Genomic DNA, 23539 nt, shown 5'->3' with positions numbered 1-23539 from the left:
CTGGAGCCTCACTCAAAAACGGTGACGATCACAACGGTTCAGCCCCCCAGATACGCCATCTCCGCATGCGTTGACGCACCGGCCTCTGGATCACGCTCCTCGCTGTAGCGGTCTTGGCGCCGCTGCCAAAGATCGCGTATGGCCTGCTCGAGGCAAGGCTCCGACGAGAGCACAGGCTTGAGATCCATGCCATGAGCGGAGAACAAACAGGTGAACGCCTGCCCATCGGCGGTGACACGCAACCGGTTGCAATCTCCACAGAACGGCTCACTGATGGAGGCGATCACACCGATGGATCCGGCACCATCGCAATAGTTCCAACGCTGTGCCGTGCCACCCCTGGGGCGCCCCAGGGGTTCGAGCGGCCAACGGGCGTGAATGCGCTCCACCATCTGCGCCGCCGGCAGCACCTGGTCCAGCCTCCACTGGTTGCGGTTGCCCACATCCATGAACTCAATCAAGCGCAGCTCCACCCCCTGCTGCCGCGCCAAACCGGCCAAGGGAAGAAGTTGATCATCATTCATCCCCCGTTGGATCACGGCGTTGAGCTTGAGTTCACCGGCCGAGGGGTCAAAACCAGCGGCACGAGCCGCCGAAATGCCGTCCTGCACCTTGCGCACCAACCGTTCACCGGCGACAGCGCCACCCTGGAGACCAGCCATGCGCGCTGCTGCCTCCCCTTCTGCTGCATCCAAGCTGATGGTGATGCGATTCAACCCTGCTGCGCGCAGCGACCGAGCCATCGGTTCCGAAAGCAAAACCCCATTGCTGGTAAGCGCCACCACTTCAAGACCTGCTATGGGATCTGATCGACGCCTCCGGGCCTGCGCCACCGCCTCAAGCAAGGGCAACAACCGACGGCTCAACAACGGCTCTCCACCCGTGAGCCGTAGCGTTTGGGTTCCAAGGCGCGAGGCGACACGAATAACGCGCATCTGCTGCTCAAGCGTGAGCAAGCCAGGGGGATCATCCACATCCGGACGGCAGTACGGACAAGCGAGATTGCAGCGAGCCGTCAGCGACAGCCGCAGTACTCCGAGGGGCCGGTTGAAACGATCTGCGAGCGGCAGCGAGGTGCTCATCCTTCCAACGCTGACAGATCTGCTGAGCAATTGGCATTCAGCAGAGCCTCTGCAGGCAACTGCACCGACTGATGAGGAACACGCATCAACCAGTCCATCCAGCGCAACTCTCCACGTTGCAATTGCTGATCGAGACAGGAGCGAAAGGGGGAGCCTGAAGGAATCACCGCCAACAACGGCTGCAGCCGCATACCGTCATGGGCCACCGCTGCCTGCTCAGGAGCACGGTTCCAGGCCGCGATGAGCTGAAGAAATACAGCCGTCCGCAAGCGCGGCATGTCCACCGGAAGCACCAGCAACGCCTCCCCGGGCGGAAGCGGCAGCACCCTGGCAAGCGCCTGCAGGGGGCCATTCCAAGGAGGGGGCTCCAACAGCACGGAACATCCGGGTCGGAGCCCCAGCACCTCTGCATGCTCGCGATGGCGACTCAACACCTGCACCGGATACCCCAAAGGCAGCAGCTGGTCGACCAACGCGGTGAGCCAAACACCACCGGATGGATGGGGCAACAGCGCTTTGTCACGCCCCATGCGACGGCTGCTACCGCCACTGAGCAAACAAACCCGCAAGCCTTGGTTCACATCTCTGATCAACAATCTGCACCAGCGAAGTCCAACAACCTAAAAAAGTTGCAACCGCTACCAAATCATCCAGGCACAAGAACACCTGATCCAATCAATCAGCTCCATTGATGTTTGCAGGGGAACACAAAAACAGAAATTGGTAACCAATCTGACCAAAGAGTGGCCCGACGAATTGATTAACTGCGCGAGTTAAACGGATCTTCTTTTCGACCGTTTTGCCATCCCCGGGCACCCTTCGTTTTGACGCCCGAGGTTTCACTTCTTCTTCTCAATGCTTGGCGACCTCTGGTCGTTCCAGGGCAGGTATCGAACCCTTCACCTGACCTGGATCGCCTTCTTCCTGACCTTCGTGGTCTGGTTCAACTTGGCCCCTCTGGCCACCACTGTGAAAGCGGACCTCGGATTGACCGTTGGTCAGATCCGCACTGTGGCCATCTGCAATGTGGCCCTCACCATCCCGGCTCGCGTGCTGATTGGCATGCTTCTGGACAAATTCGGACCCCGGGTCACCTATTCCTCGATCCTGGTCTTCTCAGCCTTTCCCTGCCTGCTGTTTGCGTCCGCTCAGGACTTCAACCAACTGGTGGTGGCACGTCTGCTGCTCTCCATCGTGGGCGCCGGCTTCGTGATCGGCATCCGAATGGTGGCCGAGTGGTTCCCTCCTAAGGAAATCGGCCTCGCGGAAGGGATCTACGGCGGCTGGGGCAACTTCGGCTCCGCCTTCTCCGCCCTCACGATGGTGGCCCTCGCCGGCTTCCTCTCCTTCTCCGGTGGTTTCGAACTGCCGACCGGTGCTGTTCTGAACTGGCGCGGTGCGATCGCCCTCACCGGCATCGTTTCGGCTGCCTACGGCTTCTTCTACTTCTTCAACGTCACGGACACACCCCCCGGCAAGACCTACCAGCGGCCTGAGAAGACCGCAGGCCTGGAAGTCACCTCTATGCGCGACTTCTGGGGCCTGCTCGGCATGAACGTGCCCTTCGCAGCCATCCTCTGCGTGCTCTGCTGGCGTCTCGGCAAGGTGGGCTTCCTCACCGCAAGCACCTATCCGCTGGCCCTCGGTGCCGTCGCCGTCTGGTTTGCCTTCCAAACCTGGGGAATCATCCGCACCAACCGCGATCTGATTCTTGGCAACAAGGTTTATCCCAAAGAAGACCGCTATGAGTTCCGCCAGGTGGCGATCCTCGAGCTCACGTACATCGTGAACTTCGGTTCCGAACTGGCCGTGGTTTCGATGCTGCCCACCTTCTTTGAAACCACCTTCGATCTGCCGAAGGCCACCGCCGGAATCCTGGCCTCCTGCTTCGCTTTCGTGAACCTGGTGGCCCGCCCTGCCGGTGGTCTGATCTCCGACCGCGTCGGCAGCCGCAAGAACACCATGGGCTTCCTCACCGCCGGTCTCGGCGTGGGCTACCTGGTGATGAGCATGATCAAGCCGGGCACCTTCACCGGCACCACCGGCATCGCCGTTGCCGTGGTGATCACCATGCTCGCCTCCTTCTTCGTGCAGTCCGGTGAAGGCGCCACCTTCGCGCTGGTGCCCCTGGTCAAGCGTCGCGTCACCGGTCAGGTGGCCGGTCTGGTCGGTGCCTACGGCAACGTTGGTGCTGTGACCTACCTGACCATCTTCAGCCTCCTGCCGATGTGGATGGGCGGCGGCGGCGAACCCACCCCCGAGGTGATTGCTGCCTCCAACAGCGCCTTCTTCCAGATCCTGGGCGTCGCAGGTTTGGTCGTGGCCTTCTTCTGCTTCTTCTTCCTCAAGGAGCCCAAGGGCTCCTTCGCAGAGCTGCACGAAGGCGAAACGGCCTGATCCATCAGCCTCAGCAGCAACGCATTGCTGCGCAACGACCCGGAGCTTCCGCTCCGGGTCTTGTTCTTTTTTGGTTCCTGCATGGCGAAATCCCCCCGCAGCGTGCGCAGCCAGTGCCCCTACTGCGGCGTGGGCTGTGGCCTGGAGCTGCTCCCACCTGCTGTGAAGGGTCAAGCCGTGAAGCGGGATGGTGAAGGCAATCCAATGTGGACCGCCCGCGGCGACCGCGAGCATCCCTCCAGTCTTGGTCAGGTCTGCATCAAGGGCGCCACGGTTGGCGAAACCCTGGCCCAAGGACGACTGCGCCAACCCCTATTCCGCGAAACGCTCGAGGACGACTTCGCACCGATCAGCTGGGACGAGGCCCTCGACAAAATCACCGGACAGATTCAGGCAAGCGTGACCCAGCGCGGCAATGCCGATGGCATCGCCATGTACGGCTCCGGCCAGTTCCACACCGAGGACTACTACCTGGCCCAGAAACTGCTGAAAGGCGCACTGGGCACCAACAATTTTGATGCCAACTCGCGGCTGTGCATGAGCTCAGCAGTGGCGGGCTACACCCGCAGCCTGGGCTCCGATGGCCCCCCCTGCAGCTACGAGGATCTCGACCACTGCTCAGTGGCGTTTCTGATCGGAACCAACACCGCCGAGTGCCACCCGGTGCTGTTCCAGCGTCTTCTGAAGCGGAAACGAAAAAACCCTGGCAGCGTCACCATCGTGGTGGTGGATCCACGCCGCACCGACACGGCCAAAGCCGCCGATATTCACTTGCCGATTGCACCAGGCAGCGACCTGGCCCTGCTTCACGGCATTGCCCACCTGGTGCTCCGCGAGAACGGCCAGGACCCAGCTTTCATCGACGACCACACCGAGAATTACGACGCCTTTTTTGACGTCGCCGCCCGCTGGACACCGAGACGGGTTGCCCTGTTCTGCAACATCCCCGAAAAACGCCTGCGGGAAGTGGCCGCTCTGTTCCACCGGCGCGAAAAGGTGCTCAGCCTCTGGTCAATGGGGGTGAACCAACGCCGGGAAGGAACAGCAGTGGTGCAGGGGTTGATCAATCTGCATCTGCTCACCGGCCAGATCGGCAAGGAAGGAGCGGGCCCGTTTTCCCTCACCGGCCAACCAAATGCCATGGGCGGGCGTGAGGCTGGAGGCTTGGCGCATCTGCTGCCGGGCTACCGCTTGGTGGCCAACGCGGAGCACCGTGCCGCAGTGGAACAGGCCTGGCGGCTGCCAGAAGGAAGGATCAACGCCAAGCCTGGATTAGCGGCCTGGCAGCAGATCGAAGCAATGGAACAGGGCGCGCTGGATCTGTGGTGGGTGGCCGCCACCAACCCCCTGGTCAGCCTCCCGGATCTCGACCGGGTGAAGTCAGCCATGAACAAGTGCCCGCTGGTGGTGGTGAGCGAGGCCTATGCCGACTCTGAAACGTCCCATTACGCCCACCTGCTTTTACCCGCAGCCCAGTGGAGTGAGAAGGCCGGTGCCATGACCAATTCCGAACGACGGGTGACCTATTGCCCGGCCTATCGACGCCGCTTCGGCGAAAGCCGGCCCGACTGGGAGGTCTTCGCTGACGTGGGACGCCGCTTGGGCTACACCGAACAATTCAGCTTCGATTCAGCGGCTGAGGTTTACGCCGAATTCACCGAACTGACCCGAGGGCGCCTCTGTGACGTCAGTGGCCTGAGCCATGCGCTGCTTGAACAGGACGGTCCACAGCAGTGGCCGTACCCCCACGGCAGCAGCCCCAGCGCAGCAGCGAAACGCCTCTACGAAGACCATCAGTTCCCCACCCCGAACAAACGCGCCCGCTTCAGCACCGATCAACCGCTCGGGCTGGCGGAACCCCCCTGCGAGACCTACCCCCTGGTACTGACGGTGGGCCGCTATCTGGGGCAGTGGCACACCATGACCCGCACAGGGAAGGTGGAACGGCTGATGAAACAGCATCCCGAGCCGCTGCTGGAGATTCACCCCGGTGACGCTCAGGATCTAAAACTGCGCAACGGCGAACTGGCAGCGATCAGCTCGCGCCGCGGTCACCTCACCGCGACCGTGAAGGTCACCGATCGCATTCGGCGTGGATCGGTCTTTCTGCCAATGCACTGGGGATTCACCCAGGAGAAGGCCTGCGAGGCCAACACCCTGATGCATGACGAGGCCTGCCCGGTATCGAAGCAGCCGGAACTCAAGGCCTGCGCGGTGATCGTGGCTCCGGCCGTCTCGGTGGTGAAGCCCGTCGAGCAGCAAAAAGGAAAGCTGGAGGCACTGCGCCGGCTACTCACACCAGCACTTCGCTGAAGGCTGCTTCAAGGTTGTGGTGATCGTGCCCCGGCCGGGCCAACTTGCACAACGCAAAGCGATCCAGCTCACTGAGCTGAGCCCATTGCTCCAGGGTCAGCAACACACCTCGCGCCGTGGCCGCCTCCTGTACCGCAGCGGGCAGCTCGGCCAACTGTTGCCAGGGGGCGCCGCTGACCGGTGGAAGATCCTTCGCCATGCCATCGGCCATGGCGCTCGTGCAATCGCGCAGATGCTGGCGAAGCTGCTCGAGGGCGTCGGCCCCATCCGGCCAATCCACCAGGGTTTGACGTTGATCCCTGGAGAGTTGCAACCAGTGATTGAGCTTTAACTTCACCCCACAGAGATCAAGTTTCCGACGCACACACAGCGGTATGCAGCGCCAGTTGCCGATGAAATCCTGCTCAAAGGCAAAGCAATGGCTGGCGGAATCGCAACGGCTGGACATCAACCAAAGCCTTGATTGGTGTCAATGATGACAACAGAAGGCCGCGGAAACAGAGATGTTTACGTTGATACAAATCTTGGCTTGTGCGCTTCGCCCTATCCCTCGGAATGTTGCTGGGAATGTCCCACGGATGGGTCACAGCTGAAGCTCTCCAGCAACATCCAATGCAAGACTTTGATCCCATAGGAACTGTTAATTCCGCTACACAATTCAGCCCATTCAGTAGTCGTTCACACCAATTCTTTCCATACTGAAGCTCTGTTCTGAGAGTTTCTGCCGTGACCAGCAGCATCTCGTCCACTTCCGGCCGCAGCCCCATCACCCTGGCAGCCGGCTTCCTGGGTGCGTTCATCATTGGCTCGCTCGCCGTGCAACTGGTGCGCAGCCAGACGGCCTCCGTACAGGCTGGCGCTACTGGCGTCGAGCCGGTGATCGCCGGTCCTGCCGCTCTCTGGGCTCCCTTGGCCGAAGCGGATGTCTCCTCCATGAGCGCGAATGTGAGTGCTCAACCGGCTGCTGCCAGCAAGCCCGCCGTGGAACCCGTGGTCGGCTCCGAGGCCACGCTCTGGGCCCCCTTCGGCGAGCGCTGATCGCACTAGCGCTAATCGCACATCCCAACAGCCGGCCATAAGGTGCCGGCATGGGGATTCAACGCCGTCAATTCCTCCAATCAACAGGCGGCATGGCCTTGGCCGCCCTAATACAAGCGCGGCCTGTTGATGCTGCCGAAGATGGGTTCTGCGTTCCCGACGATCCACTTCAGGCCCTGATGGCGGGGAACCGCCGTTTTGCAGAAGCGTGGCGCCTGGCGCTTCAGGAGAACAGGGCAACGCTGCGGACGACCGATCCTGACCCACGCTGCTTCAATTCCCCCAGAGCTTTGTCCACAAGCCAACGTCCCTGGGCGACTGTGCTCACCTGCTCTGATTCACGGGTGTCACCGAGCTGGGTGTTCGACACCACCCCTGGCGACCTGTTCGTGATCCGCAACGCCGGCAACAGCGCTTTTGACGAAGCGATTGCCTCGGTGGAGTACAGCGTCAGCGTTCTCAAAACCCCGTTGGTGATGGTGATGGGGCATAGCGGCTGCGGAGCTGTCACGGCGGCGATGGACGACAAGCCTTTGACCCCTTCGCTGGAACGGCTGATCCATCCCATCGAGGAGACCATTAGCGGCAGCAGCAATCTGGCAGAGGCCGTCAGACGCAATGCCCTTGCCACAGCATCCACGCTGATCCAACGCAGCTCGGCCTTGGCCGAAGCGAAAAGCAGCGGTGCCCTGAAACTGGTGGTGGGTTATTTCGAACTCACGACCGGTGTTGTGACCTTGATCAAATGACGGAAGAGCTAAGTCATCTGAACCAACAAGGCGAAGTTCACATGGTGGACGTGGGGGACCGTCCTGCCAGCAAGCGCGAAGCCCATGCCAGTGGAGCCATTCGTATGGCGCCCGCAACCCTGACCCTGATCCAGCGGGGAGAGACACCCAAAGGGGATCTTCTGGCGGTCGCCCGGGTGGCTGCCATCCAGGCCGCAAAACGCACTTGGGAATTGATTCCCCTGTGCCACCCCCTACCGCTCAGTGGCATGGATGTGTCGATCGACGCGGACGAATCCCTGCCTGGCCTCGTCGTCCACTGCCGTTGCCGGACAACGGGCCAAACCGGGGTGGAAATGGAAGCAATGACAGCCGTTTCCGTGGGGCTGCTGACCCTTTACGACATGCTCAAGGCGGTCGATCCAGCCATGACGATCGAGGCCATCCAGCTTCATTTCAAAGAAGGGGGGCGCAATGGTGTTTGGAAGCGCTGAGCCGTACGGACGCGAAGGTCTACCCCTGGAGGAGGCACGCCGACGGGTTCTGGCGGCAATCGAGCCGATCACGGCCAGCAGCACGGTGCCCCTCCAGGAGGCCCTCGGCCGCGTGAGCGCAGCAGCTGTGCTGGCCAGCACGGCCGTTCCGGGGTTTCCGGCCTCAATTATGGATGGCTACGCCTTGGGGCAAAGCCACCAGCCCAAGCTCGGAGAAACCTGGCAGCTGAAAGGGCGCTCCGCCGCAGGCCAACCCTTCAACGGGACCCTCGCCAACGGCGATGCGATTCGGATCCTCACCGGAGCTCCACTGCCGAACGGTGCCGGCTGGGTGCTGCCCCAGGAGCTCATCACAGTGGACGGCAACACCCTCCAGCTGGCGAAAGAAGCGTCGGATCGTCCCTGGATTCGCCCGAAGGACGAGGAATGCCGGCCGGGGGACCTGCTGCTGGCCGCTGGACAGCGATTGGGGTCCGCCGATCTCGCACGCCTCGCCGGCTGCGGCATCGCCGAATTGGCCGTTGTGCCGCAACCCCGCATCGGGCTGCTGATCAGCGGGGACGAACTGGTGCCACCCGGGACAGCGCGGCACCCCGGTGCCATCTGGGAGAGCAACGGCACGCTTCTGGAGACGATGCTCCAGGCCCTCGGGCAGTCGGTGACCCAGCGACGGGTGGTGGCCGATCAACCCAACGCCCTGCGGCAGGCCCTGCTTGATCTGGCCAACGACTGCGACGTGGTGGTGAGTACCGGAGGCGTCTCGGCCGGCGATACCGACTGGATCCGACCGCTGGTGGCGGAGCTGGGTGCCGTGGACTTCTGGAAACTGTTCCTTCGCCCGGGTCGCCCCTTCGCCTTTGGAAGCATCGGTGAAGGCGTGCCGTTTTTCGGACTACCGGGCAATCCCGTGGCGGCGGCGGTCACCGCCCTGCAACTGCTCTGGCCCGCCCTGCAGGCCCTGGAGGGGCAGATCGAACCGGAGCTGTTCCCCCGGGTGATGGTGGAACTCGCCGACCCTTTAAGCCGCCGACCGGGACGGCCGGAACTGGCCCGAGCCCGCCTCGATACCAACGCCGCAGGAGCCCTGCTGGCACGGGTGGATGGCTCGCAGGCCTCCTCCCGAATCGGCTCCCTGCAACGGACCGATCTTCTGTTGGAACTACCGGCGGAGGCCGGCTCCTTGCAAAGCGGTACGCGCCTCTGGGCCCAGGTGATCCGTCAGCGAATCTTCTGAACCGTCGCTGGGCGAAAGCATCGGCGCTCCCAGGCCAAGAGCTGGCCCGATGCATCGAAATGGATGCTGACCTGCTGAAACAACTCAGCGCCGAGACGTCCAGCGATCTCCAAGCTGAAAGGCTCCGCTGAAATTTCACTGGGCACCGAGAACACCAAGCCATCGGGCATCACGGCTGAGCAGTCATTGTGGAGAAATTGGTGCGCATCAAACACCACGGGAGCAGCGTCCTCGGCCTCGGCGTTCACCCCCAGCTGAGGTCGCAGCGTCTGCCGCTCACCGCTCCATCCCTTCACCAAATCCAGCAGAGCCTCGGGTGTCCCGCATGCGGGACGCTCGGGTTCGGGATCGGGGCTCAGACGACAACGAAAGCCCACCGCCCCAACGCGCTGCAAGCGCCAACGGCCGTTCCGCGGTTCCCAGAGCAGCACCAGCATCGAGCGGGAGCGACCGCAAAACAGGTTGATCTCGTGGCCGAAGCGCGGACGATCGGCATCCAACCCCAGGCTGGACTGGCCCCCCGCCCCGGGAAACTGCCAACAACCGCCACCGGCGTTGTATTTGGCTCGGCTGATGGGATAGGTGGCATGGCCACCGGGAGCAAACGCCAGCCCCGACCCATCCCAGACCCCGTGGTCATCATCGGAAAAGGAAATCGCGTATGTGGTGGGGTCAATCCGGCGGGATGGATGCTGTAGGTCCAGCCGATCGGCGCCGTCGCGTTCAAACCAGTGGCCACAGCCCTGCCAGTGGCCGGCGAAATTGCGACGGTTGAGGGTCCATTGATCAGTCATCTCCGTGACGGCATGGAACGGTCGATCTCCTTAGGGTCGCTGCAACAGCCATCCCCCGCCATGGACCTCACGATCGTTGGCTGCGGGTATGTGGGGCTTGCCCTGGCGGAGCGGCTGCAACTGAGACGGCCACAGCTAAGGCTGACGCTGACCACCACCAGCAGCGAACGGCTGGAGCACCTCAGCTCCTTGGCGGATCGGGTGAGGGTGTGCGATGCCACCAACCCTGCCCAATTGCTGGACGCACTGCAGCAGAGCAGCAGCGCCGTGTTCTGCCTCGGTCCCAAGGGAGATCGCCAGGTGGATGCCGACGGCTACCGCCACACCTTCGTCGACAGCTTCCGCTGCCTGAAGTCGCTGTTGCCACAACTGCCGAATCTTCGACAGATTCTCTACACGAGCAGTTGCTCGGTGTACGGGGATGCCCAGGGTGACTGGGTGGATGAGCAAACGCCGCCCGACCCGGGCCGCGGCCATAGCGATGTTCTGCTGGAAAGCGAGCAACTGCTCAACAGCATCAGCGACCGGCGCGTTTGCATCCTGCGCCTCGGAGCGCTGTACGGCCCCGGCCGCGATCTGGATCGACGTTTGCGCGGACTCGCCGGCCTGGAACGCCCCGGCAGCGGAGGCTCTTACAGCAACTGGCTGCATGTGGCGGATGCCGCCGGTGCCCTGGAAGCAGCAATGGATGGTGAATGGGCCAGCGTGGTGAATGTGGTCAACGACGAACCGATCCTGCTGCGGGATCTCGTGGAGCGAAGCCTGCGACGCCAAGGGCTGGCACCGGTGCACTGGCTTGGACAAGACGATCCGAGTTCAGCGGGCCGACGGATCCGCAACACCCGGCTCAAACAGCTGGGCTACCAACTGCAGCACCCAAGCGTTGATCAGAGCGGCGTATTTGCCGCCAGCCAGGTTCCCTGACCGCTGCACCACTCCCGCTTCCAGAACGGGGCCTGATGCTTGAGTTGCTCCAATAACGCGGCAGAGCAGCGCTGCGCCGCGCCGCGCCGATCCGCCTGGACCGCCACCAGCACAATCGGGTCCCCAGGGGCGAGCCTCCCCACCCGATGCAGCACCAAAATCGGTCCCACCCGGTGCTCCTGCTGCAAACGCTGTGCCATGGCCGTGATCTGACGTTCGCAAAGGCCGGGGAAGTGCTCCAGCTCAAGCGCCTGCAGAGGCCGGCCATCCATGGTGGTGGGACGCACCCGACCAATGAAGATCGCCGCGGCCGCGGCATCCCCACTCCAGTTCGCAAGCTGCTGCCAAGGATCAAAGGGATCCGGGCACACCTCCACACAACAACTGGTCATGCTTCAACCCCCCGTGAACGGTGGAAGAAAGGCCAGCTCATCACCGGCCTGCAACCGCTGATTCGCACCGACCAACTCCTGATTGACCGCAATGCTGATGCCCTCGAGCGGGCCAAGATCCAACTGGTTCCAGACCTCACGGGCCGTTGATACCCCTGGCGTGAAGGGGAGGGAACGCTCCGCCCAACCGGCACGTTCTCGGAGGGAGGCGAACAACAGCACCTTCAGCACCGCGTCCATGGCAGCTGGAGCGGTTCTAGCGTCCGAAGGCTCCGCCGCTGTGCCATGGGCCTGTCCATCGCCCTGCTCACCATCTCCGACACACGCACCCTGGCGGACGACAGCAGCGGAGATCAGCTGCTGCGCAGCCTTGAAGCCGCCGACCATCGGCTTCACGAGCGAAGACTCTGCCCCGATGATCGCTATCAAATCCGCAGTGAACTGAGCCGCTGGATCGCCGATCCCGCGGTTGATGTGGTGATCACCAGTGGGGGTACCGGTCTGACCGGCCGCGATGGCACCCCCGAAGCCGTGGCACCTCTGCTGGACAAAACAATCGAAGGATTCGGGGAACTGTTTCGCGTGCTCTCCTTCGAGAGCATCGGCACCAGCACCCTGCAAAGCCGCTGCCTTGCCGGCGTGGCCAACGGCACCTTTGTGTTTGTGCTGCCGGGTTCTCTGGATGCGGTGACCACGGCTTGGGACCGGCTCATCCGTGCTCAGCTCGATACCAACACCCGGCCGTGCAACCTGGCCCAGCTCCGGGCTCGCTTGAAGGAATAGAGCGTGGATTGTCAGAACGGAATCGGCATCGTGACCGCTGCCGGTGTGGGCATGCAGGCCTCAACCTGCTGATCAATCACCTCACCAACCACAACGATCGAGGGTGACTTGAAGGCTTGCGCTCGGCATTGATCGGCAACGTCAACCAAGGTTGCTTTGAGGCAACGCTGCCCCGCCACCGTGCCCTGCTGGATCACCGCCACGGGAGTTGTCGAAGCCAAACCACCCGCCATCAGTTCCTCCGCGATCCGGGGCAGATTGTGCAATCCCATGTAAATCACCAAGCCGTCACTGGCAGCGGCCAAGGCACGCCAATCCACAGAGGGACGGCGCTTGTCGATTTCCTCATGACCGGTGACGAAGGTCACCGATGACCCCGCCCGCCTGTGCGTGACGGGAATTCCGGCATAAGCAGGGGCAGCGATGCCGGCTGTCACGCCCGGGACCACCTGAACAGAGATGTTCCTTTCCGCCAAGTAAGCCGCTTCTTCACCTCCACGACCAAACAGAAAGGGATCACCCCCCTTCAACCGCACCACCGTGCTGTGTTTCTGGGCCATTTCCACGAGCACGGCGTTGGTGCTCGGTTGCGGCACTGAATGATGCCCACGACGCTTGCCGACAAAACGGCGTTCGCAGGCATCAGGGACAAGATCCAGCACTTCCTCGGGCACCAGCGAGTCGTACACCAGGGCATCGCACTCGCGAAGCAGCCGATGCGCCTTCAGCGTGAGCAACTCGGGATCGCCAGGACCGGCTCCCACCAGATAAACGGTTCCGGATTGTTCAGCGGTGCTCACGGCAGAGAAACAAGCAGATCGATCAAGGCCTGACGGGTGGGGGGATGCTCCAGCAGAGGAAGCAATCCACCAGCTTCGCTTAGCGCCTCCGTCATGCGATTCGGAGCTAGAGCCAACGGGAGTGGCCGGGCGCGGGGATGGCGCTGCTGGAACTCCGGCCAGGCATCGAAGGAAACCAACGGCAACGCCAATTGAGACGACAGCATCGTGAGAAACCGATCCGCCACACCTGGACGGAGGGGATGGTGCACCAGCACGGCATCACGCCGTTCCGGCAGGGGAAGCGCTGAAAGCACAGCATCCCACCAGGAGGTCCATGCACCGAGAAAGGGCAGCAAGCTCACATTGGCCCCAGTTGAACGAAGCCTGTCCCGAATTGCCGGCACATCGGTTCGAGCGTGAGCTCCAGGCAGCAACAACAAAGGAACGATCCAAGCGGGTTGGAGAGGAGCCGAAACGGCCTGTTCAGCTGTCAGCACCTCGAGCTGTACCGGCGCCGATCGCCGCTGAGCCAGAAGAGGCGGCAGGGATGCCAAACAGTCGGGAACAGCACCGCCATTTCGGCCGTGCACCACGAGATGCAGACCACGCCTTCTCGCGTCGGAAGCGTCATTCCGTAGCAATGGCCACGGATCGATGACCGTGCCGGCTGATGTCATCGGGTTGTTCTGAACGTTGAGGAAGTCATGGCGCCCCGCCGTAATTTTGATCGTGCTCCATTGGACAGTCGCTCCTACCGCGAGCCTCTGGACGGACGAATCGAGCGATACGACGCCCGGAACGACCGCTACCGCAGGGGATACGACCCCAGGGACGCCCGCTACGACAGAAGACTTGATCGCGCGGCTGGGCCGTCCGAATTGGACCAAGACTTCGCTGCGATGAAGCGCGTTTGGCAAATGCTCCGGGCCGGAGCGGTGCGGATGGTTGGCGAAATTGGACGCCAATACTGAGGCTTAATCAGGTTGCCTTTTACGGCCTCACGGGAACCACCAGATGTAGCCGAAATTACAAATTGGCCAAATCAGAGCCCTGCAATCGATCAACTCCAAAAGTGTTCTCTTTGTTACGGACCAGGGTTCCCATCACGGTGATTATTCAATCAACCCAACGCACCCTTCGTTTTGAAGCGTTGCCGGTCTTCGGGCCATCTCGATTGATTCGCACCTCGTCTTTGAGCAATCAATCCGCCCACTTTTCAATCGACTTATGACTACTAGCTCTCCCTCCAGGCCTTACCTGGATGGCAAGAAGCTCAACAAGATCGAGCAGAACAAGGCGGCCAAGGATGGCCTGTTGGTCGGTAGCGAGATCGAGAAATTCGCCGAACTCGGCTGGGAGCAGGTGGATGAGACCGACCTTCAACTGCGTTTGAAGTGGTACGGCATGTTCTGGCGTCCGAAAACGCCAGGCAAGTTCATGCTCCGCCTGCGTGTGCCCAATGGAGTACTAACCGCAGATCAACTTCGTGTGGTTGGTTCGATCGTCGAGCGCTACGGCGAAAACGGCAGTTGCGACATCACCACTCGGCAGAACCTTCAGTTGCGTGGTGTGCTGCTGGGCGACCTGCCAGAGATTCTTAAACGACTAACGGAAGCAGGTCTCAGCACGATTCAATCCGGCTTCGACAATCCCCGCAACGTCACTGGCAACCCAATCGCCGGCATCGATCCCAACGAGATCGTCGACACGCGGCCCTACACAACCGAGCTGCAGAACTTCCTCACCAACAACTGCCAAGGGAACCCGGAGTATTCCAACTTGCCCCGCAAGTGGAACACAGCCGTTGCAGGGGCGAAGGACAACTTCCTGCTCCACAACGACATCGTCTTTCACCCCGTGGAACGGGATGGGGTGATGGGTTTTGGTGTGTGGATCGGCGGTGTTCTGTCATCGCAGATGAATGCCTATGCCATTCCTCTGAATGCCTGGGTGAAGCCTGACGAAATCTGCAAGATGACCGACGCCGTGATCAGGCTCTGGCGCGACAACGGCGAACGGGACAAGCGCCCCAAAGGCCGCTTCCGCCTCTATCTGGATCAGGTGGGCCACGACGTGTTCCGCAGCCAAGTGGAAGAACTCTTCGGTCCGCTGACATCGGATCCTGGCTCCGTGTTCAACACCACGCCCCGCTCCCACTACGGATTCCATCCCCAGAAACAGGAGGGCCTGTCCTACGCCGGTCTGCACGTTCCAGTCGGCCGCCTGACCGCCCAGGATCTTCAGGATTTGGCCACCGCCAGCCTCAATTACGGCAGCGGCGAAGTGCGTCTCACGGAAGATCAGAACGTCATTCTGGTGGGACTGGCCAACGACAAACGGGAAGCCTTGAAGGCCGATGCCCTAGTGCAGCGCTTCCCTCTGGAACCTGGTCACATCTCGGCTGGAACGGTGTCCTGCACCGGCAACACCTACTGCGGCTTTGCCCTAACCAACACCAAAGACCAAGCCCTTGAAGCAGCCAAGGAACTGGATCAGGAGCTCAACCTTCCCGACGAGCTGAAGATCCACTGGACCGGCTGCCCCAACACCTGCGGCCAGGCCTACATGGGTGCCATCGGCCTCACCGGCACGAAGGCAAAAAACAGTGAAGGCGTGATGGGCGAGGGCTACACGATGACCATCGGCGGTTCCCAAGGCGCCAACCCAAGCATCGGCGAAATCCACCGCAAGGCCATCCCCGCCGATGAGATCAAGGCAGCTCTGAAAGAGGTGTTGATCGACAAGTTTGGGGCCACCCCGAAGGCCTGATCGCTGCTGTCGCCGTGACGCTTCCTTTTGAAGTCACGGCTCCAACGCAACGACCACACCCCCTCACCGTCATGGCCAACCGCAACGACGTGTTCTCTCGTTTCGTCAACTGGCTTAGCGCCAGTGGTCGCGACGGAGCCGCCATCAACCGTCAGGGCGGCAGCCCTGATCTGTTCTCCCGCCTGATGAACCGCATCAGCGGCTGACATCAAACCTTCGTCCAACTCTCAATCTCAACCGATGGACTACGTCCTACCTAATGAGCTTGTCGACGGCATGATTGCCGCCGGCGGCAAAAAATCAACGGTCAGCGTGAAGAACCTGCTGATCCGCGGCTTTTACTCCGGAGCCATCCTTGGCCTGGCAGTGATCCTGGCCCTGACCGTGGGCATCACCGTGAAAGCGCCCTTCGTCGGCTCGCTGCTGTTCCCCTTCGGCTTCGCCAGCATCGTGCTGTTCGGCATGGAGCTGGTCACCGGTAACTTTGCGCTGCTGCCGATGGCCACCTGGGCTGGCAAAAGCACCTGGGGCGCCACCTTCCGCAATTGGGTCTGGGTCTGGATCGGCAACTGGATCGGCACCGCAGTTGTGGCCGTGATCATGGCGATCAGCCTCACCAGCGGCACCATGGATGGCGCTGCTGACAATGTCGGCCCGCCGATCTGGGATGCCGTGGCCCAGAAGATCATGGCTCTCAATCAAATCAACGTTGAGAAGAAGTACGAGGCCCTGGGAAGCATGGGCTTTTTCCTCGCCTTCCTGCGCGGAGTGGTGGCCAACTGGCTGGTCTGCCTTGGCGTAACCATGGCTCTGGTGAGCAAGAGCGTTCCTGGCAAAATCCTGGCCTGCTGGCTTCCGATCACGGCCTTCCAATCGATGGGCATGGAGCACATCGTGGTGAACCAGTTCCTTCACACCGCCGGTCCGATCCTTGGTTCAGGTGTCCCCTTCACCAAGGTGATCTTCTGGAACTTCCTGCCGGTCACCCTGGGCAACATCGTGGGCGGCATGGTGTTCATCGGCATGCTCTTCTACAGCACCCACCGCACTCAGATGGAGAACGTGCTGCCGACCGAGCACGATGAAAAGCTGGAGCGTGAGCTCGCTGCTGAACTGGGTGCCCGCTGATCCATCCATGAACGACGAAGCCGTTCTCTGGGAACGGCTCGCCCGATCACGACGCGCTCCTTTGGAGCCCGCTTGGCTGGGGGAGGTCTACTCCCCCAGCCTTTCTATTGATCTGCGGCGAGCCCTCTGCGAAAAACTGGGGATGCAGGCCGAGCGGGGCTGGCCCGTCATCCAAGAACTCCTCGCCAACCATGGGGTTCAAACCGATTTAGTGATGGCAGCAGGGCTGTGCCACCAGAGCGAAGCCCGTGATTGGTTGTTAGTTCAACTCGAGCAAACCTCGGACAACGAGGACGCCAACCTGATGGTGGTTCAGGCTCTGGCCTGCTGGGGAGCCGAGGTTCCAGAGTCAGTTGTAGTGAATTGCCTGCATCACCCAGGCCAACTGCACCGCCTCGCCGGTCTGCAACTGCTCAGCTTCCGGTCCCACTGCCTCGACGACGGCGAACTGCTGCAGTTCTGCCAAGAAGTCTTGAATGATTTTCGCGATCCAGTCGTTGTGGCCGCTATTCGGGTTCTGCAACGCCGCGATGGCGGGTTGATCAGCGAAAAGCTGGCAGAACTGTGTCGCAACGGTTCCCTCCCTGTTGCAGAGGCAGCATTCCGCGCGCTGGGTTGCATCGCCACACCTGCCAGTCAGCGCTGTCTGCTGGAACTGAGCGAAGAACTGAATGACGACACTCGAAGGAAGATGGCAAGCACCCAGCTCAGCCAACAGTTTCGCCAATAAAAAAGCCCCGCTTTTGCGGGGCCTTGATGTCTTTAATCAAGACAACTGGTTGTTCACCACTTTTTGTAAGGCAGAAACTTGCCGCACATGGTGATTTTGACCCGATCACCTTTGGGATCTTCCACTTTGTCGACATCGAGGGTGAAATCGATCGCGCTCATGATGCCATCACCAAAATGCTCCTGGATGACATCCTTCAGAGGCATTCCATAGACCTGCATGATCTCGTAGAAGCGATAGATCAAGGGATCGGTGGGGATCACAGGATCAAGACTTCCCTTGGTGGGGAACTCCTGCAAAGCCGCGGTGATGGCCGGATCAAGGGAAAGAAGCGCAGCCAGCTTGTCAGCCTCTTCCTTCGAGGCCGTGGCTTGACCGTAGAACAATGAAGCAATCCAGACCTCATCAAGGCCCATGGCCGCTTCCAGATCGGCAAAGCTCATTCCCTTGGCTTTCTTGGCAGCCATCAAGCTGGCTGTGACGGTCTCCTGAGAAGGAGCTGACAACGACGGGGTCGAAGGAACAGCTGAAACAGTCATGATTAAACGAAAAGTTGTTATTGCCGCCTCAAAAACAGCGTTCCAAACCGGAACGTCTCAGCAGCTCAGAAACTGTTGCGCAAACACTGACTTAACAATGAAGCATCAACTACAAAACAACAGCCTGTTTTGAAGCAATCGGCACAGCCAACAGGCTCATGGTGCGAGTGAAATTGAATTCAAAGAAGAATTTCGATGAGCCAATTTTTCCAATCCATGGCAAGCCTGCTTCAGGGGCAATTCCTTCCACCGACCACAGCACCCCAACTGATGCTGGAACGGCTCTATTACGCCGATGGCCGCCACCACCCGGAGCATCCACGTCATGGCAGCTTCGAGGGGCTATCCCGTCTAGGCGGGCCCTGAGCTTTCGTAGCAATTGCTACCCCTGCCGGGTCAGTCGCTCCTGAAGACTGACCAAATCTTTAGGCCGGAACTTTGAGATGAGCGGAGTTCTCTCCGGCCGCGACCGCTTCAAACAGCACCTGCGCAAGGTGGGAAGCGGTGAACACACCAGCAAGGGCATGAGTCGCGAGGAAGCGGCTGATGCCATGGAGCTGATGTTGCAGGGCGCAGCGACGCCCGCACAAATCGGAGCCTTTCTGATTGCCCATCGCATCCGACGGCCCGAACCCCAAGAACTCACGGGGATGCTCGACACCTACCGAACCCATGGGCCGGTGCTGCAGTCGATGGCCGGCAGTCGAGCACCGCTGTGTTTCGGGATGCCCTACGACGGACGCACGCGGACAGCTCCGATTTACCCGCTCACCACATTGGTGCTTCTGGCCTGTGACCAGCCGGTGGTTCTGCAGGGCGGTGACCGGATGCCGATCAAATACGGCGTCACCGCTGTTGATCTGTTCCGCCTTCTCAATCTCGACCTCTCAGGCCTGCCGATCAGCGCCGTTGCAGACGGGTTCCAGCAAAACGGCTTCGCCCTGATCCATCAACCGGATCACTTCCCCATCGCGGAAACACTGATCGGTTACCGCGAAGAACTGGGCAAGCGTCCCCCGGTCGCCAGCCTGGAATTGCTCTGGACTCCCCATCAAGGCGACCACCTTCTCGTCAGTGGCTTTGTGCACCCGCCAACCGAGGCCCGCGCCTGGGAAGCCCTCAAGCAAGGCGGCGAGACCGATGTCCTCACCGTGAAGGGTTTGGAAGGAGGAACCGACCTGCCCATCGGCCGTGCCTGCATCACGGCACGGGTGCGGAACGGTGAAGCAGAGCGGTTGATTCTGCATCCCCGCGACCATGGTTGCCATGACGCCGACGTGGAATGGGCTGACGAAAGCACCTGGGCCGAGCAGGCGCGGGACGCCCTGCAGAACAAAGGCCCTCTCTGCGATGCCCTGCGCTGGAATGCCGGCGCCTATTTATGGTTCTCCGGCTGCAGTGAATCCCTGGAACTGGGCATTCAACGGGCGGAATCCGTCATGCAGACGGGGCAGGCCCAAGCCAGGCTGGATCAACTGTGCGCTTGGCGAAGCAGCTTGACCATCCGATAGCGCTCAAACGGCACGCCTCCGATCAGGATTGTTTCCGGCGACTCCACCACCCAGCCACGACGCTGCAGCAACGATCGGCTGAGCTGGCTGGCCTCCGTCCGCAATTGCAGGACGCCGGACGCCAACGCATCAGCCTCAATCTGGTTCAGAAGGGCACTGCCATGGCCGCGCCGCGATGCCCGACCGCGGCAGTAGAGCAGCGACAGACGGTCTTCGGGATGACGGATCGCAAAAGCTGAACCGTCCGTGGTCAGCCAACCCGAGCCATCCCGGAACGTCGCATCCAGCACACCGGGCAACCAGGCCAGGGCTGCCCAGGCTCTGACTTGTTCCTCTGAATAGAGAAGAGGGGCCTGCGATTCGATCGCGTCGGCATAGATCTCCCGCAGAAGCGATTGATCCTCCGGAGCAATCGGACGCAAAGCCATGGCAACCGCCTGTGGGAATGTGAGTCTCTCCTGTGTGGCGACAAGCTTGCAGCGTCCCCGGATTCCCACACTGCTCAGCGCATTTCTCACGCTGCTCAACGACCGGCTCAGCGAAAGCATTGTTTTTCCGCTGTTGCCATTTCTCCTGGCCCAGTTCGCCCCAGACGGACGAACCCTGGGCCTGCTGGCGGGGAGCTATGCACTCGCTCAATTCCTGGTGACCCCGTTGATCGGAGCGCTGAGTGATCGTTACGGGCGCCGACCCGTGATCAGCATCTGCGTCGCAGGCTCAGTTCTTGGACTCGGGCTGTTTGCAGTAACCGTTTCCCTGCCTTGGCCCAGCCAAAGCCTTCTGCCCTTGCTGATGCTGTTCGCAGCGCGGATCATTGACGGCATCAGCGGCGGTACGGCTGCAACGGCTAGCGCAGTGCTTGCCGACATCACGCCTCCTGACAAACGAGCCCGTGCCTTCGGATTAATCGGCGTGGCCTTTGGCTTGGGTTTCATCCTTGGCCCCTTCGTTGGCGGACAACTGGCCCGGGTGGCGGTGTCACTTCCCGTTTGGGTCGCCACAGGATTCGCTGCACTCAACCTCTTGGTGGTGCTCAATCTGCTGCCGGAGACCCATCCCCAAGACTCCCGCAAAAGCCTTCCCAGAAAACGCGACCTGAATCCGTTTGCACGGCTGAGCCAAGTGCTGATGAACCCCAGCGTGGGTCGACTCTGCGCTGCATTTTTCCTCTTCTTCCTGGCCTTCAACGGATTCACAGCCATCCTGGTGCTCTATTTCAAGCAGCGCTTCGGCTGGGGCCCTGAGCTGGCCACCACCGCATTCCTTGTGGTGGGAGTGGTCGCCACCGTGGTCCAGGGAGGGCTGATCGGTCCCCTGGTCAAGCGGTTCGGTGAATGGCGTCTGACCTTGCTCGGCCTGGGTCTGGTGATCATTGGATGCCTGCTGATCCCCAGCGTCGGCTCATCAGACCGAGCCGGCGCGATTTTTACCGCCGTCGGAATCCTTGCTCTGGGCACAGGCCTGGTCACACCAAGCCTGCGCAGCCTGGTGTCCAGACGCCTAGGCAGGGAGGGGCAAGGCAGCGCCTTGGGCAGCCTTCAGGCCCTGCAAAGTTTGGGAAGCTTTCTCGGACCCCCTTTGGCAGGGTTGAGCTACGACCTGCTCGGTCCTGTGAGTCCCTTTGCAGCAGCGGCAACCGTTCTGGTGCTTGTGATCGGCCTGGTCGCCGGAAGCCCTCTTCCAGACATCTCCGATACACGAACAAGCGAATCCTGATTGCTACGTTTTGGCTAACAACACGAACGCCGAGCCGTTCAGCCCATGTGCGCAGCAGCCCTAGCCCCGGAGCACTACATCAACCGGGAGCTGAGCTGGATCGCCTTCAACGAGAGGGTGTTAGCCCAGGCCCTTGATCCGCGCACACCCTTGCTGGATCAAGCGAAGTTCAGCGCCATTTTCAGCAACAACCTCGACGAATTCTTCATGGTTCGCGTGGCTTCCCTGAAGTCACAGGTGGAGGCCGGCGTCAGCAAACCGAGTGAGGATGGCAAGTCACCCCTGGAGCAGCTGCTTGCGATCCGAGAGCAACTCATTCCCCTGCTGAAGCAGCAACAGGTGCACTACCGCCAACACCTGAAGCCAAAGCTGCTGGAACACAACGTTGAACTGCTCGATTACAAACAACTCAACGAAGACCAGCGCACCTGGGTTGACAACACATTCCAGACGTCGGTGTTTCCGGTGCTGACGCCCCTGGCTGTGGACCCAGCTCATCCATTCCCCTTTGTCAGCAATCTGAGCCTGAACGTCGCCGCCGTGGTTGTTGACCCGGAAACAGGGCAACGTCAATTTGCACGCGTCAAAGTTCCGCAGAAGAATCTTGCTCGTTTCATCGCCATCCCCTCAGAACTGAGCGGAACTGAGGACAAACCAGTTCACACCGCCATTGCTCTCGAGCAGGTGATCGCCTTCAACCTTGAGGTGCTGTTTCCCGGCATGACGATCGAAGGTCACTACTTCTTCCGCGTGACGCGGGATGCGGATCTGGAACTGAGGGATCTGGAAGCCGATGACCTGATGCTGGCCCTGGAACAAGGGCTGCGGAAACGACGGATGGGCGGTGAGGTGGTGCGCCTCGAAGTTCCCAACGAGATGCCAAGAGACGTTGTGGAGATGCTGATGACCGGGTTGAGCGTGGAAGAGGAAGACCTTTACGTAATCGATGGACCCCTGGGCCTGGACGACCTCTTCGGGCTGACCGGGCTATCACTGCCGAAACTCAAAAGTCGTACCCAGGGAGGCCAAACACCGGCTGTGCTTGCACGCAGTCAGCAGCACCTGGTTGAAGAGGGCGCGATCAAAGCGGATGAATTCGAATCGATCTTCTCGGTGATTCGGCGTCAGGACATCCTTCTGCACCATCCCTACGAGCTCTTCTCCACAACCGTCGAAGAGTTCATCAATCAGGCAGCGGACGATCCCCAGGTGATGGGCATCAAGATGACGCTCTACCGCACCTCCAAAGACTCTCCGATCATCGCTGCCCTGATCCGCGCTGCTGAAAACGGCAAGCAGGTGATGGCACTGGTGGAATTGAAAGCACGATTTGACGAAGACAACAACATTCAATGGGCCCGGCACCTGGAGCAGTCAGGGGTTCACGTTGTCTACGGCGTGCTTGGGCTGAAAACGCACACCAAGATCGTTCTGGTGGTTCGTAAGGAGAAAGAAAAGCTACAGAGTTATGTGCACATCGGCACTGGCAACTACAACTCCAAGACCTCAAAGCTTTACACCGATCTAGGCCTGCTCACAGCCAACCAAGAGCTGGGACAAGACCTGGTTGAACTGTTCAATTACCTCACCGGTTTTTCGAAGCAGCAAAGCTTCCGTCGCTTGCTCGTGGCCCCCGTCACGTTGCGAAAAGGTATGGAGCTGTTGATACGCCGAGAGATTGAGCATGCCCAACAAGGCAGACAGGCCGTGATCCGCGCCAAAATGAATTCCCTGGTCGATCCCAGCATCATTTCGCTTCTTTATGAAGCGTCTCAAGCCGGAGTCAAGATCGAATTGATCATTCGCGGCATGTGCAGCCTGTATCCAAACCGCCAGGGGTTGAGCGAAAACATTCGGGTGATCAGCATCATCGGCCAATTCCTGGAACATTCGAGGATCTTTTGGTTTGCCAACGGTGGCTCTCCAGAGGTTTATATCGGCAGTGCCGACTGGATGAGCCGCAACCTGGACCGCCGTATTGAAGCGGTCACACCAATCAAAGATCCAGAACATCGCCAGAAACTGGAACGCCTGCTGCAGCTTTACCTGAATGACAACCAAGGCGCCTGGGACATGCAGAGCGACGGCACTTTTACACAGCGCAAACCAACGAATGAGGCCCCAGAACGCAATTCCCAGATTCAATTGGTCAAGGAATGGAGCAAGGGCATCCAATCCTTGTAAT

Annotated in this window: 27 protein-coding genes; 17 read left to right on the top strand and 10 right to left on the bottom strand. The window is 60.8% G+C overall.

Annotated features, from left to right (window positions below; translation table 11 throughout):
- Window positions 1-38: 38 nt before the first annotated feature.
- Together NCN06_RS08940 and NCN06_RS08935 are read right to left on the bottom strand one after the other, a co-directional pair.
- On the bottom strand, window positions 39-1082 hold the full coding sequence (locus NCN06_RS08940) for a GTP 3',8-cyclase MoaA (RefSeq protein ID WP_226397526.1): 1044 nt from the start codon (window positions 1080-1082) through the stop codon (window positions 39-41).
- Complete coding sequence (locus NCN06_RS08935; protein ID WP_226397527.1) at window positions 1079-1663, bottom strand: molybdenum cofactor guanylyltransferase; 585 nt, start codon at window positions 1661-1663, stop codon at window positions 1079-1081. The genes NCN06_RS08940 and NCN06_RS08935 overlap by 4 nt, the downstream gene beginning before the upstream one ends.
- Window positions 1664-1937: 274 nt before the next feature.
- Here NCN06_RS08935 and NCN06_RS08930 point away from each other — a divergent pair, with 274 nt between their 5' ends.
- Both NCN06_RS08930 and NCN06_RS08925 read left to right on the top strand, forming a co-directional pair.
- Complete coding sequence (locus NCN06_RS08930; protein WP_226397528.1) at window positions 1938-3479, top strand: NarK family nitrate/nitrite MFS transporter; 1542 nt, start codon at window positions 1938-1940, stop codon at window positions 3477-3479.
- Between the two features lie 81 nt (window positions 3480-3560).
- On the top strand, window positions 3561-5792 hold the full coding sequence (locus NCN06_RS08925) for a nitrate reductase (RefSeq protein ID WP_226397529.1): 2232 nt from the start codon (window positions 3561-3563) through the stop codon (window positions 5790-5792).
- Here the strand turns inward: NCN06_RS08925 and NCN06_RS08920 are convergent.
- The gene (locus NCN06_RS08920; protein ID WP_226397530.1) at window positions 5773-6240 is read right to left on the bottom strand and encodes a nitrate reductase associated protein; all 468 of its coding nucleotides are present in this window, start codon (window positions 6238-6240) and stop codon (window positions 5773-5775) included. The genes NCN06_RS08925 and NCN06_RS08920 overlap by 20 nt on opposite strands.
- 278 nt (window positions 6241-6518) lie before the next feature.
- Between NCN06_RS08920 and NCN06_RS08915 the strand changes: the two genes are divergently transcribed.
- Genes NCN06_RS08915 through NCN06_RS08900 form a run of 4 tightly spaced genes read left to right on the top strand, consistent with a single transcriptional unit; the run spans window position 6519 to window position 9286 of the window.
- Window positions 6519-6830: a hypothetical protein gene (locus NCN06_RS08915; protein WP_226397531.1), complete on the top strand. Its 312-nt coding sequence runs from the start codon at window positions 6519-6521 to the stop codon at window positions 6828-6830.
- A 50-nt stretch (window positions 6831-6880) separates the two neighbouring features.
- The gene (locus tag NCN06_RS08910; RefSeq protein WP_226397532.1) at window positions 6881-7579 is read left to right on the top strand and encodes a carbonic anhydrase; all 699 of its coding nucleotides are present in this window, start codon (window positions 6881-6883) and stop codon (window positions 7577-7579) included.
- On the top strand, window positions 7576-8052 hold the full coding sequence (gene moaC, locus NCN06_RS08905) for a cyclic pyranopterin monophosphate synthase MoaC (RefSeq protein ID WP_115024665.1): 477 nt from the start codon (window positions 7576-7578) through the stop codon (window positions 8050-8052). Before NCN06_RS08910 ends, moaC begins: the two co-directional genes overlap by 4 nt.
- Window positions 8036-9286, top strand: a complete 1251-nt coding sequence (locus tag NCN06_RS08900) for a molybdopterin molybdotransferase MoeA (protein ID WP_250398876.1) — start codon at window positions 8036-8038, stop codon at window positions 9284-9286. Before moaC ends, NCN06_RS08900 begins: the two co-directional genes overlap by 17 nt.
- On the opposite strand, the gene NCN06_RS08895 is transcribed toward NCN06_RS08900, so the two are convergent.
- Entirely contained in the window at window positions 9271-10080 is an 810-nt protein-coding gene (locus NCN06_RS08895) for a DUF3598 family protein (RefSeq protein ID WP_115024666.1), read from the bottom strand. The genes NCN06_RS08900 and NCN06_RS08895 overlap by 16 nt on opposite strands.
- Before the next feature lie 60 nt (window positions 10081-10140).
- Between NCN06_RS08895 and NCN06_RS08890 the strand changes: the two genes are divergently transcribed.
- A complete protein-coding gene (locus NCN06_RS08890; protein ID WP_250398875.1) occupies window positions 10141-11004 on the top strand; it encodes an NAD-dependent epimerase/dehydratase family protein in 864 nt (287 codons plus the stop codon).
- Here NCN06_RS08890 and NCN06_RS08885 read toward each other — a convergent pair.
- Together NCN06_RS08885 and NCN06_RS08880 are read right to left on the bottom strand one after the other, a co-directional pair.
- Window positions 10968-11396: a molybdopterin synthase catalytic subunit gene (locus NCN06_RS08885; RefSeq protein WP_115024667.1), complete on the bottom strand. Its 429-nt coding sequence runs from the start codon at window positions 11394-11396 to the stop codon at window positions 10968-10970. The two genes, NCN06_RS08890 and NCN06_RS08885, sit on opposite strands and share 37 nt — an antisense overlap.
- Before the next feature lie 3 nt (window positions 11397-11399).
- Window positions 11400-11636, bottom strand: a complete 237-nt coding sequence (locus NCN06_RS08880) for a MoaD/ThiS family protein (protein WP_115024668.1) — start codon at window positions 11634-11636, stop codon at window positions 11400-11402.
- Between the two features lie 45 nt (window positions 11637-11681).
- Between NCN06_RS08880 and moaB the strand changes: the two genes are divergently transcribed.
- The gene (gene moaB, locus NCN06_RS08875) at window positions 11682-12179 is read left to right on the top strand and encodes a molybdenum cofactor biosynthesis protein B (protein ID WP_115024669.1); all 498 of its coding nucleotides are present in this window, start codon (window positions 11682-11684) and stop codon (window positions 12177-12179) included.
- 11 nt (window positions 12180-12190) lie between these two features.
- Here the strand turns inward: moaB and cobA are convergent, their stop codons facing one another.
- Both cobA and NCN06_RS08865 read right to left on the bottom strand, forming a co-directional pair.
- Window positions 12191-12979, bottom strand: coding sequence for a uroporphyrinogen-III C-methyltransferase (gene cobA, locus NCN06_RS08870; RefSeq protein WP_250398867.1), 789 nt, complete (start codon window positions 12977-12979; stop codon window positions 12191-12193).
- Window positions 12976-13638: a DNA mismatch repair protein MutS gene (locus tag NCN06_RS08865; protein ID WP_250398866.1), complete on the bottom strand. Its 663-nt coding sequence runs from the start codon at window positions 13636-13638 to the stop codon at window positions 12976-12978. The genes cobA and NCN06_RS08865 overlap by 4 nt, the downstream gene beginning before the upstream one ends.
- A 27-nt stretch (window positions 13639-13665) precedes the next feature.
- Here NCN06_RS08865 and NCN06_RS08860 point away from each other — a divergent pair, with 27 nt between their 5' ends.
- The 5 genes from NCN06_RS08860 to NCN06_RS08840 all read left to right on the top strand — a co-directional run bounded on the left by NCN06_RS08860 (window position 13666) and on the right by NCN06_RS08840 (window position 17588).
- Window positions 13666-13932 (top strand): hypothetical protein, encoded by a 267-nt coding sequence (locus tag NCN06_RS08860; protein ID WP_136987740.1) that lies wholly within the window; start codon window positions 13666-13668, stop codon window positions 13930-13932.
- Between the two features lie 256 nt (window positions 13933-14188).
- Window positions 14189-15730, top strand: a complete 1542-nt coding sequence (locus NCN06_RS08855) for a ferredoxin--nitrite reductase (protein ID WP_226422780.1) — start codon at window positions 14189-14191, stop codon at window positions 15728-15730.
- Between the two features lie 14 nt (window positions 15731-15744).
- On the top strand, window positions 15745-15936 hold the full coding sequence (locus NCN06_RS08850; RefSeq protein WP_226422781.1) for a hypothetical protein: 192 nt from the start codon (window positions 15745-15747) through the stop codon (window positions 15934-15936).
- A 34-nt stretch (window positions 15937-15970) separates the two neighbouring features.
- The gene (locus tag NCN06_RS08845) at window positions 15971-16858 is read left to right on the top strand and encodes a formate/nitrite transporter family protein (protein ID WP_226422782.1); all 888 of its coding nucleotides are present in this window, start codon (window positions 15971-15973) and stop codon (window positions 16856-16858) included.
- Between the two features lie 7 nt (window positions 16859-16865).
- Window positions 16866-17588: a HEAT repeat domain-containing protein gene (locus NCN06_RS08840; protein ID WP_226422874.1), complete on the top strand. Its 723-nt coding sequence runs from the start codon at window positions 16866-16868 to the stop codon at window positions 17586-17588.
- Between the two features lie 53 nt (window positions 17589-17641).
- Here the strand turns inward: NCN06_RS08840 and cynS are convergent, their stop codons facing one another.
- Window positions 17642-18127 carry a cyanase gene (gene cynS / locus NCN06_RS08835; protein WP_170951222.1) on the bottom strand — a complete coding sequence of 162 codons (486 nt, stop codon included), beginning with the start codon at window positions 18125-18127 and terminating at the stop codon, window positions 17642-17644.
- A 195-nt stretch (window positions 18128-18322) separates the two neighbouring features.
- On the opposite strand from cynS, the gene NCN06_RS08830 reads away from it, so the two are divergent.
- The gene (locus NCN06_RS08830; RefSeq protein WP_226422783.1) at window positions 18323-18493 is read left to right on the top strand and encodes a cyanate hydratase; all 171 of its coding nucleotides are present in this window, start codon (window positions 18323-18325) and stop codon (window positions 18491-18493) included.
- Window positions 18494-18570: 77 nt separating this feature from the next.
- A complete protein-coding gene (locus NCN06_RS08825; RefSeq protein ID WP_226408605.1) occupies window positions 18571-19638 on the top strand; it encodes an anthranilate phosphoribosyltransferase family protein in 1068 nt (355 codons plus the stop codon).
- Here the strand turns inward: NCN06_RS08825 and NCN06_RS08820 are convergent.
- Window positions 19599-20066, bottom strand: coding sequence for a GNAT family N-acetyltransferase (locus NCN06_RS08820; RefSeq protein WP_226422784.1), 468 nt, complete (start codon window positions 20064-20066; stop codon window positions 19599-19601). The two genes, NCN06_RS08825 and NCN06_RS08820, sit on opposite strands and share 40 nt — an antisense overlap.
- Here NCN06_RS08820 and NCN06_RS08815 point away from each other — a divergent pair.
- Both NCN06_RS08815 and ppk1 read left to right on the top strand, forming a co-directional pair.
- Window positions 20065-21354, top strand: coding sequence for an MFS transporter (locus NCN06_RS08815; protein ID WP_115024678.1), 1290 nt, complete (start codon window positions 20065-20067; stop codon window positions 21352-21354). The two genes, NCN06_RS08820 and NCN06_RS08815, sit on opposite strands and share 2 nt — an antisense overlap.
- 45 nt (window positions 21355-21399) lie before the next feature.
- Window positions 21400-23538, top strand: a complete 2139-nt coding sequence (ppk1, locus tag NCN06_RS08810) for a polyphosphate kinase 1 (protein WP_250398865.1) — start codon at window positions 21400-21402, stop codon at window positions 23536-23538.
- Window position 23539: the final 1 nt, after the last annotated feature.

Origin of the sequence: Synechococcus sp. MU1648 (genome assembly GCF_023630615.1) — a bacterium.
Taxonomy (GTDB): domain Bacteria; phylum Cyanobacteriota; class Cyanobacteriia; order PCC-6307; family Cyanobiaceae; genus Parasynechococcus.
The sequence above is the reverse complement of the archived record's forward strand: the minus strand, read 5'-3'. Positions and strand labels throughout refer to the sequence as shown.

Bases quoted from the DNA above. Each gene is read 5' to 3' on its own strand.
- NCN06_RS08940 (WP_226397526.1), bottom strand. From the start codon at position 1,082: ATGAGCACCTCGCTGCCGCTCGCAGATCGTTTCAACCGGCCCCTCGGA.
- NCN06_RS08930 (WP_226397528.1), top strand. From the start codon at position 1,938: ATGCTTGGCGACCTCTGGTCGTTCCAGGGCAGGTATCGAACCCTTCAC.
- NCN06_RS08925 (WP_226397529.1), top strand. From the start codon at position 3,561: ATGGCGAAATCCCCCCGCAGCGTGCGCAGCCAGTGCCCCTACTGCGGC.
- NCN06_RS08920 (WP_226397530.1), bottom strand. From the start codon at position 6,240: ATGTCCAGCCGTTGCGATTCCGCCAGCCATTGCTTTGCCTTTGAGCAG.
- NCN06_RS08910 (WP_226397532.1), top strand. From the start codon at position 6,881: ATGGGGATTCAACGCCGTCAATTCCTCCAATCAACAGGCGGCATGGCC.
- moaC (WP_115024665.1), top strand. From the start codon at position 7,576: ATGACGGAAGAGCTAAGTCATCTGAACCAACAAGGCGAAGTTCACATG.
- NCN06_RS08895 (WP_115024666.1), bottom strand. From the start codon at position 10,080: ATGACTGATCAATGGACCCTCAACCGTCGCAATTTCGCCGGCCACTGG.
- NCN06_RS08890 (WP_250398875.1), top strand. From the start codon at position 10,141: ATGGACCTCACGATCGTTGGCTGCGGGTATGTGGGGCTTGCCCTGGCG.
- NCN06_RS08885 (WP_115024667.1), bottom strand. From the start codon at position 11,396: ATGACCAGTTGTTGTGTGGAGGTGTGCCCGGATCCCTTTGATCCTTGG.
- NCN06_RS08880 (WP_115024668.1), bottom strand. From the start codon at position 11,636: ATGGACGCGGTGCTGAAGGTGCTGTTGTTCGCCTCCCTCCGAGAACGT.
- moaB (WP_115024669.1), top strand. From the start codon at position 11,682: ATGGGCCTGTCCATCGCCCTGCTCACCATCTCCGACACACGCACCCTG.
- NCN06_RS08865 (WP_250398866.1), bottom strand. From the start codon at position 13,638: ATGACATCAGCCGGCACGGTCATCGATCCGTGGCCATTGCTACGGAAT.
- NCN06_RS08860 (WP_136987740.1), top strand. From the start codon at position 13,666: ATGGCGCCCCGCCGTAATTTTGATCGTGCTCCATTGGACAGTCGCTCC.
- NCN06_RS08855 (WP_226422780.1), top strand. From the start codon at position 14,189: ATGACTACTAGCTCTCCCTCCAGGCCTTACCTGGATGGCAAGAAGCTC.
- NCN06_RS08845 (WP_226422782.1), top strand. From the start codon at position 15,971: ATGGACTACGTCCTACCTAATGAGCTTGTCGACGGCATGATTGCCGCC.
- NCN06_RS08840 (WP_226422874.1), top strand. From the start codon at position 16,866: ATGAACGACGAAGCCGTTCTCTGGGAACGGCTCGCCCGATCACGACGC.
- cynS (WP_170951222.1), bottom strand. From the start codon at position 18,127: ATGACTGTTTCAGCTGTTCCTTCGACCCCGTCGTTGTCAGCTCCTTCT.
- NCN06_RS08830 (WP_226422783.1), top strand. From the start codon at position 18,323: ATGAGCCAATTTTTCCAATCCATGGCAAGCCTGCTTCAGGGGCAATTC.
- NCN06_RS08825 (WP_226408605.1), top strand. From the start codon at position 18,571: ATGAGCGGAGTTCTCTCCGGCCGCGACCGCTTCAAACAGCACCTGCGC.
- NCN06_RS08815 (WP_115024678.1), top strand. From the start codon at position 20,065: ATGGCAACCGCCTGTGGGAATGTGAGTCTCTCCTGTGTGGCGACAAGC.
- NCN06_RS08820 (WP_226422784.1), bottom strand. From the start codon at position 20,066: ATGGCTTTGCGTCCGATTGCTCCGGAGGATCAATCGCTTCTGCGGGAG.
- ppk1 (WP_250398865.1), top strand. From the start codon at position 21,400: ATGTGCGCAGCAGCCCTAGCCCCGGAGCACTACATCAACCGGGAGCTG.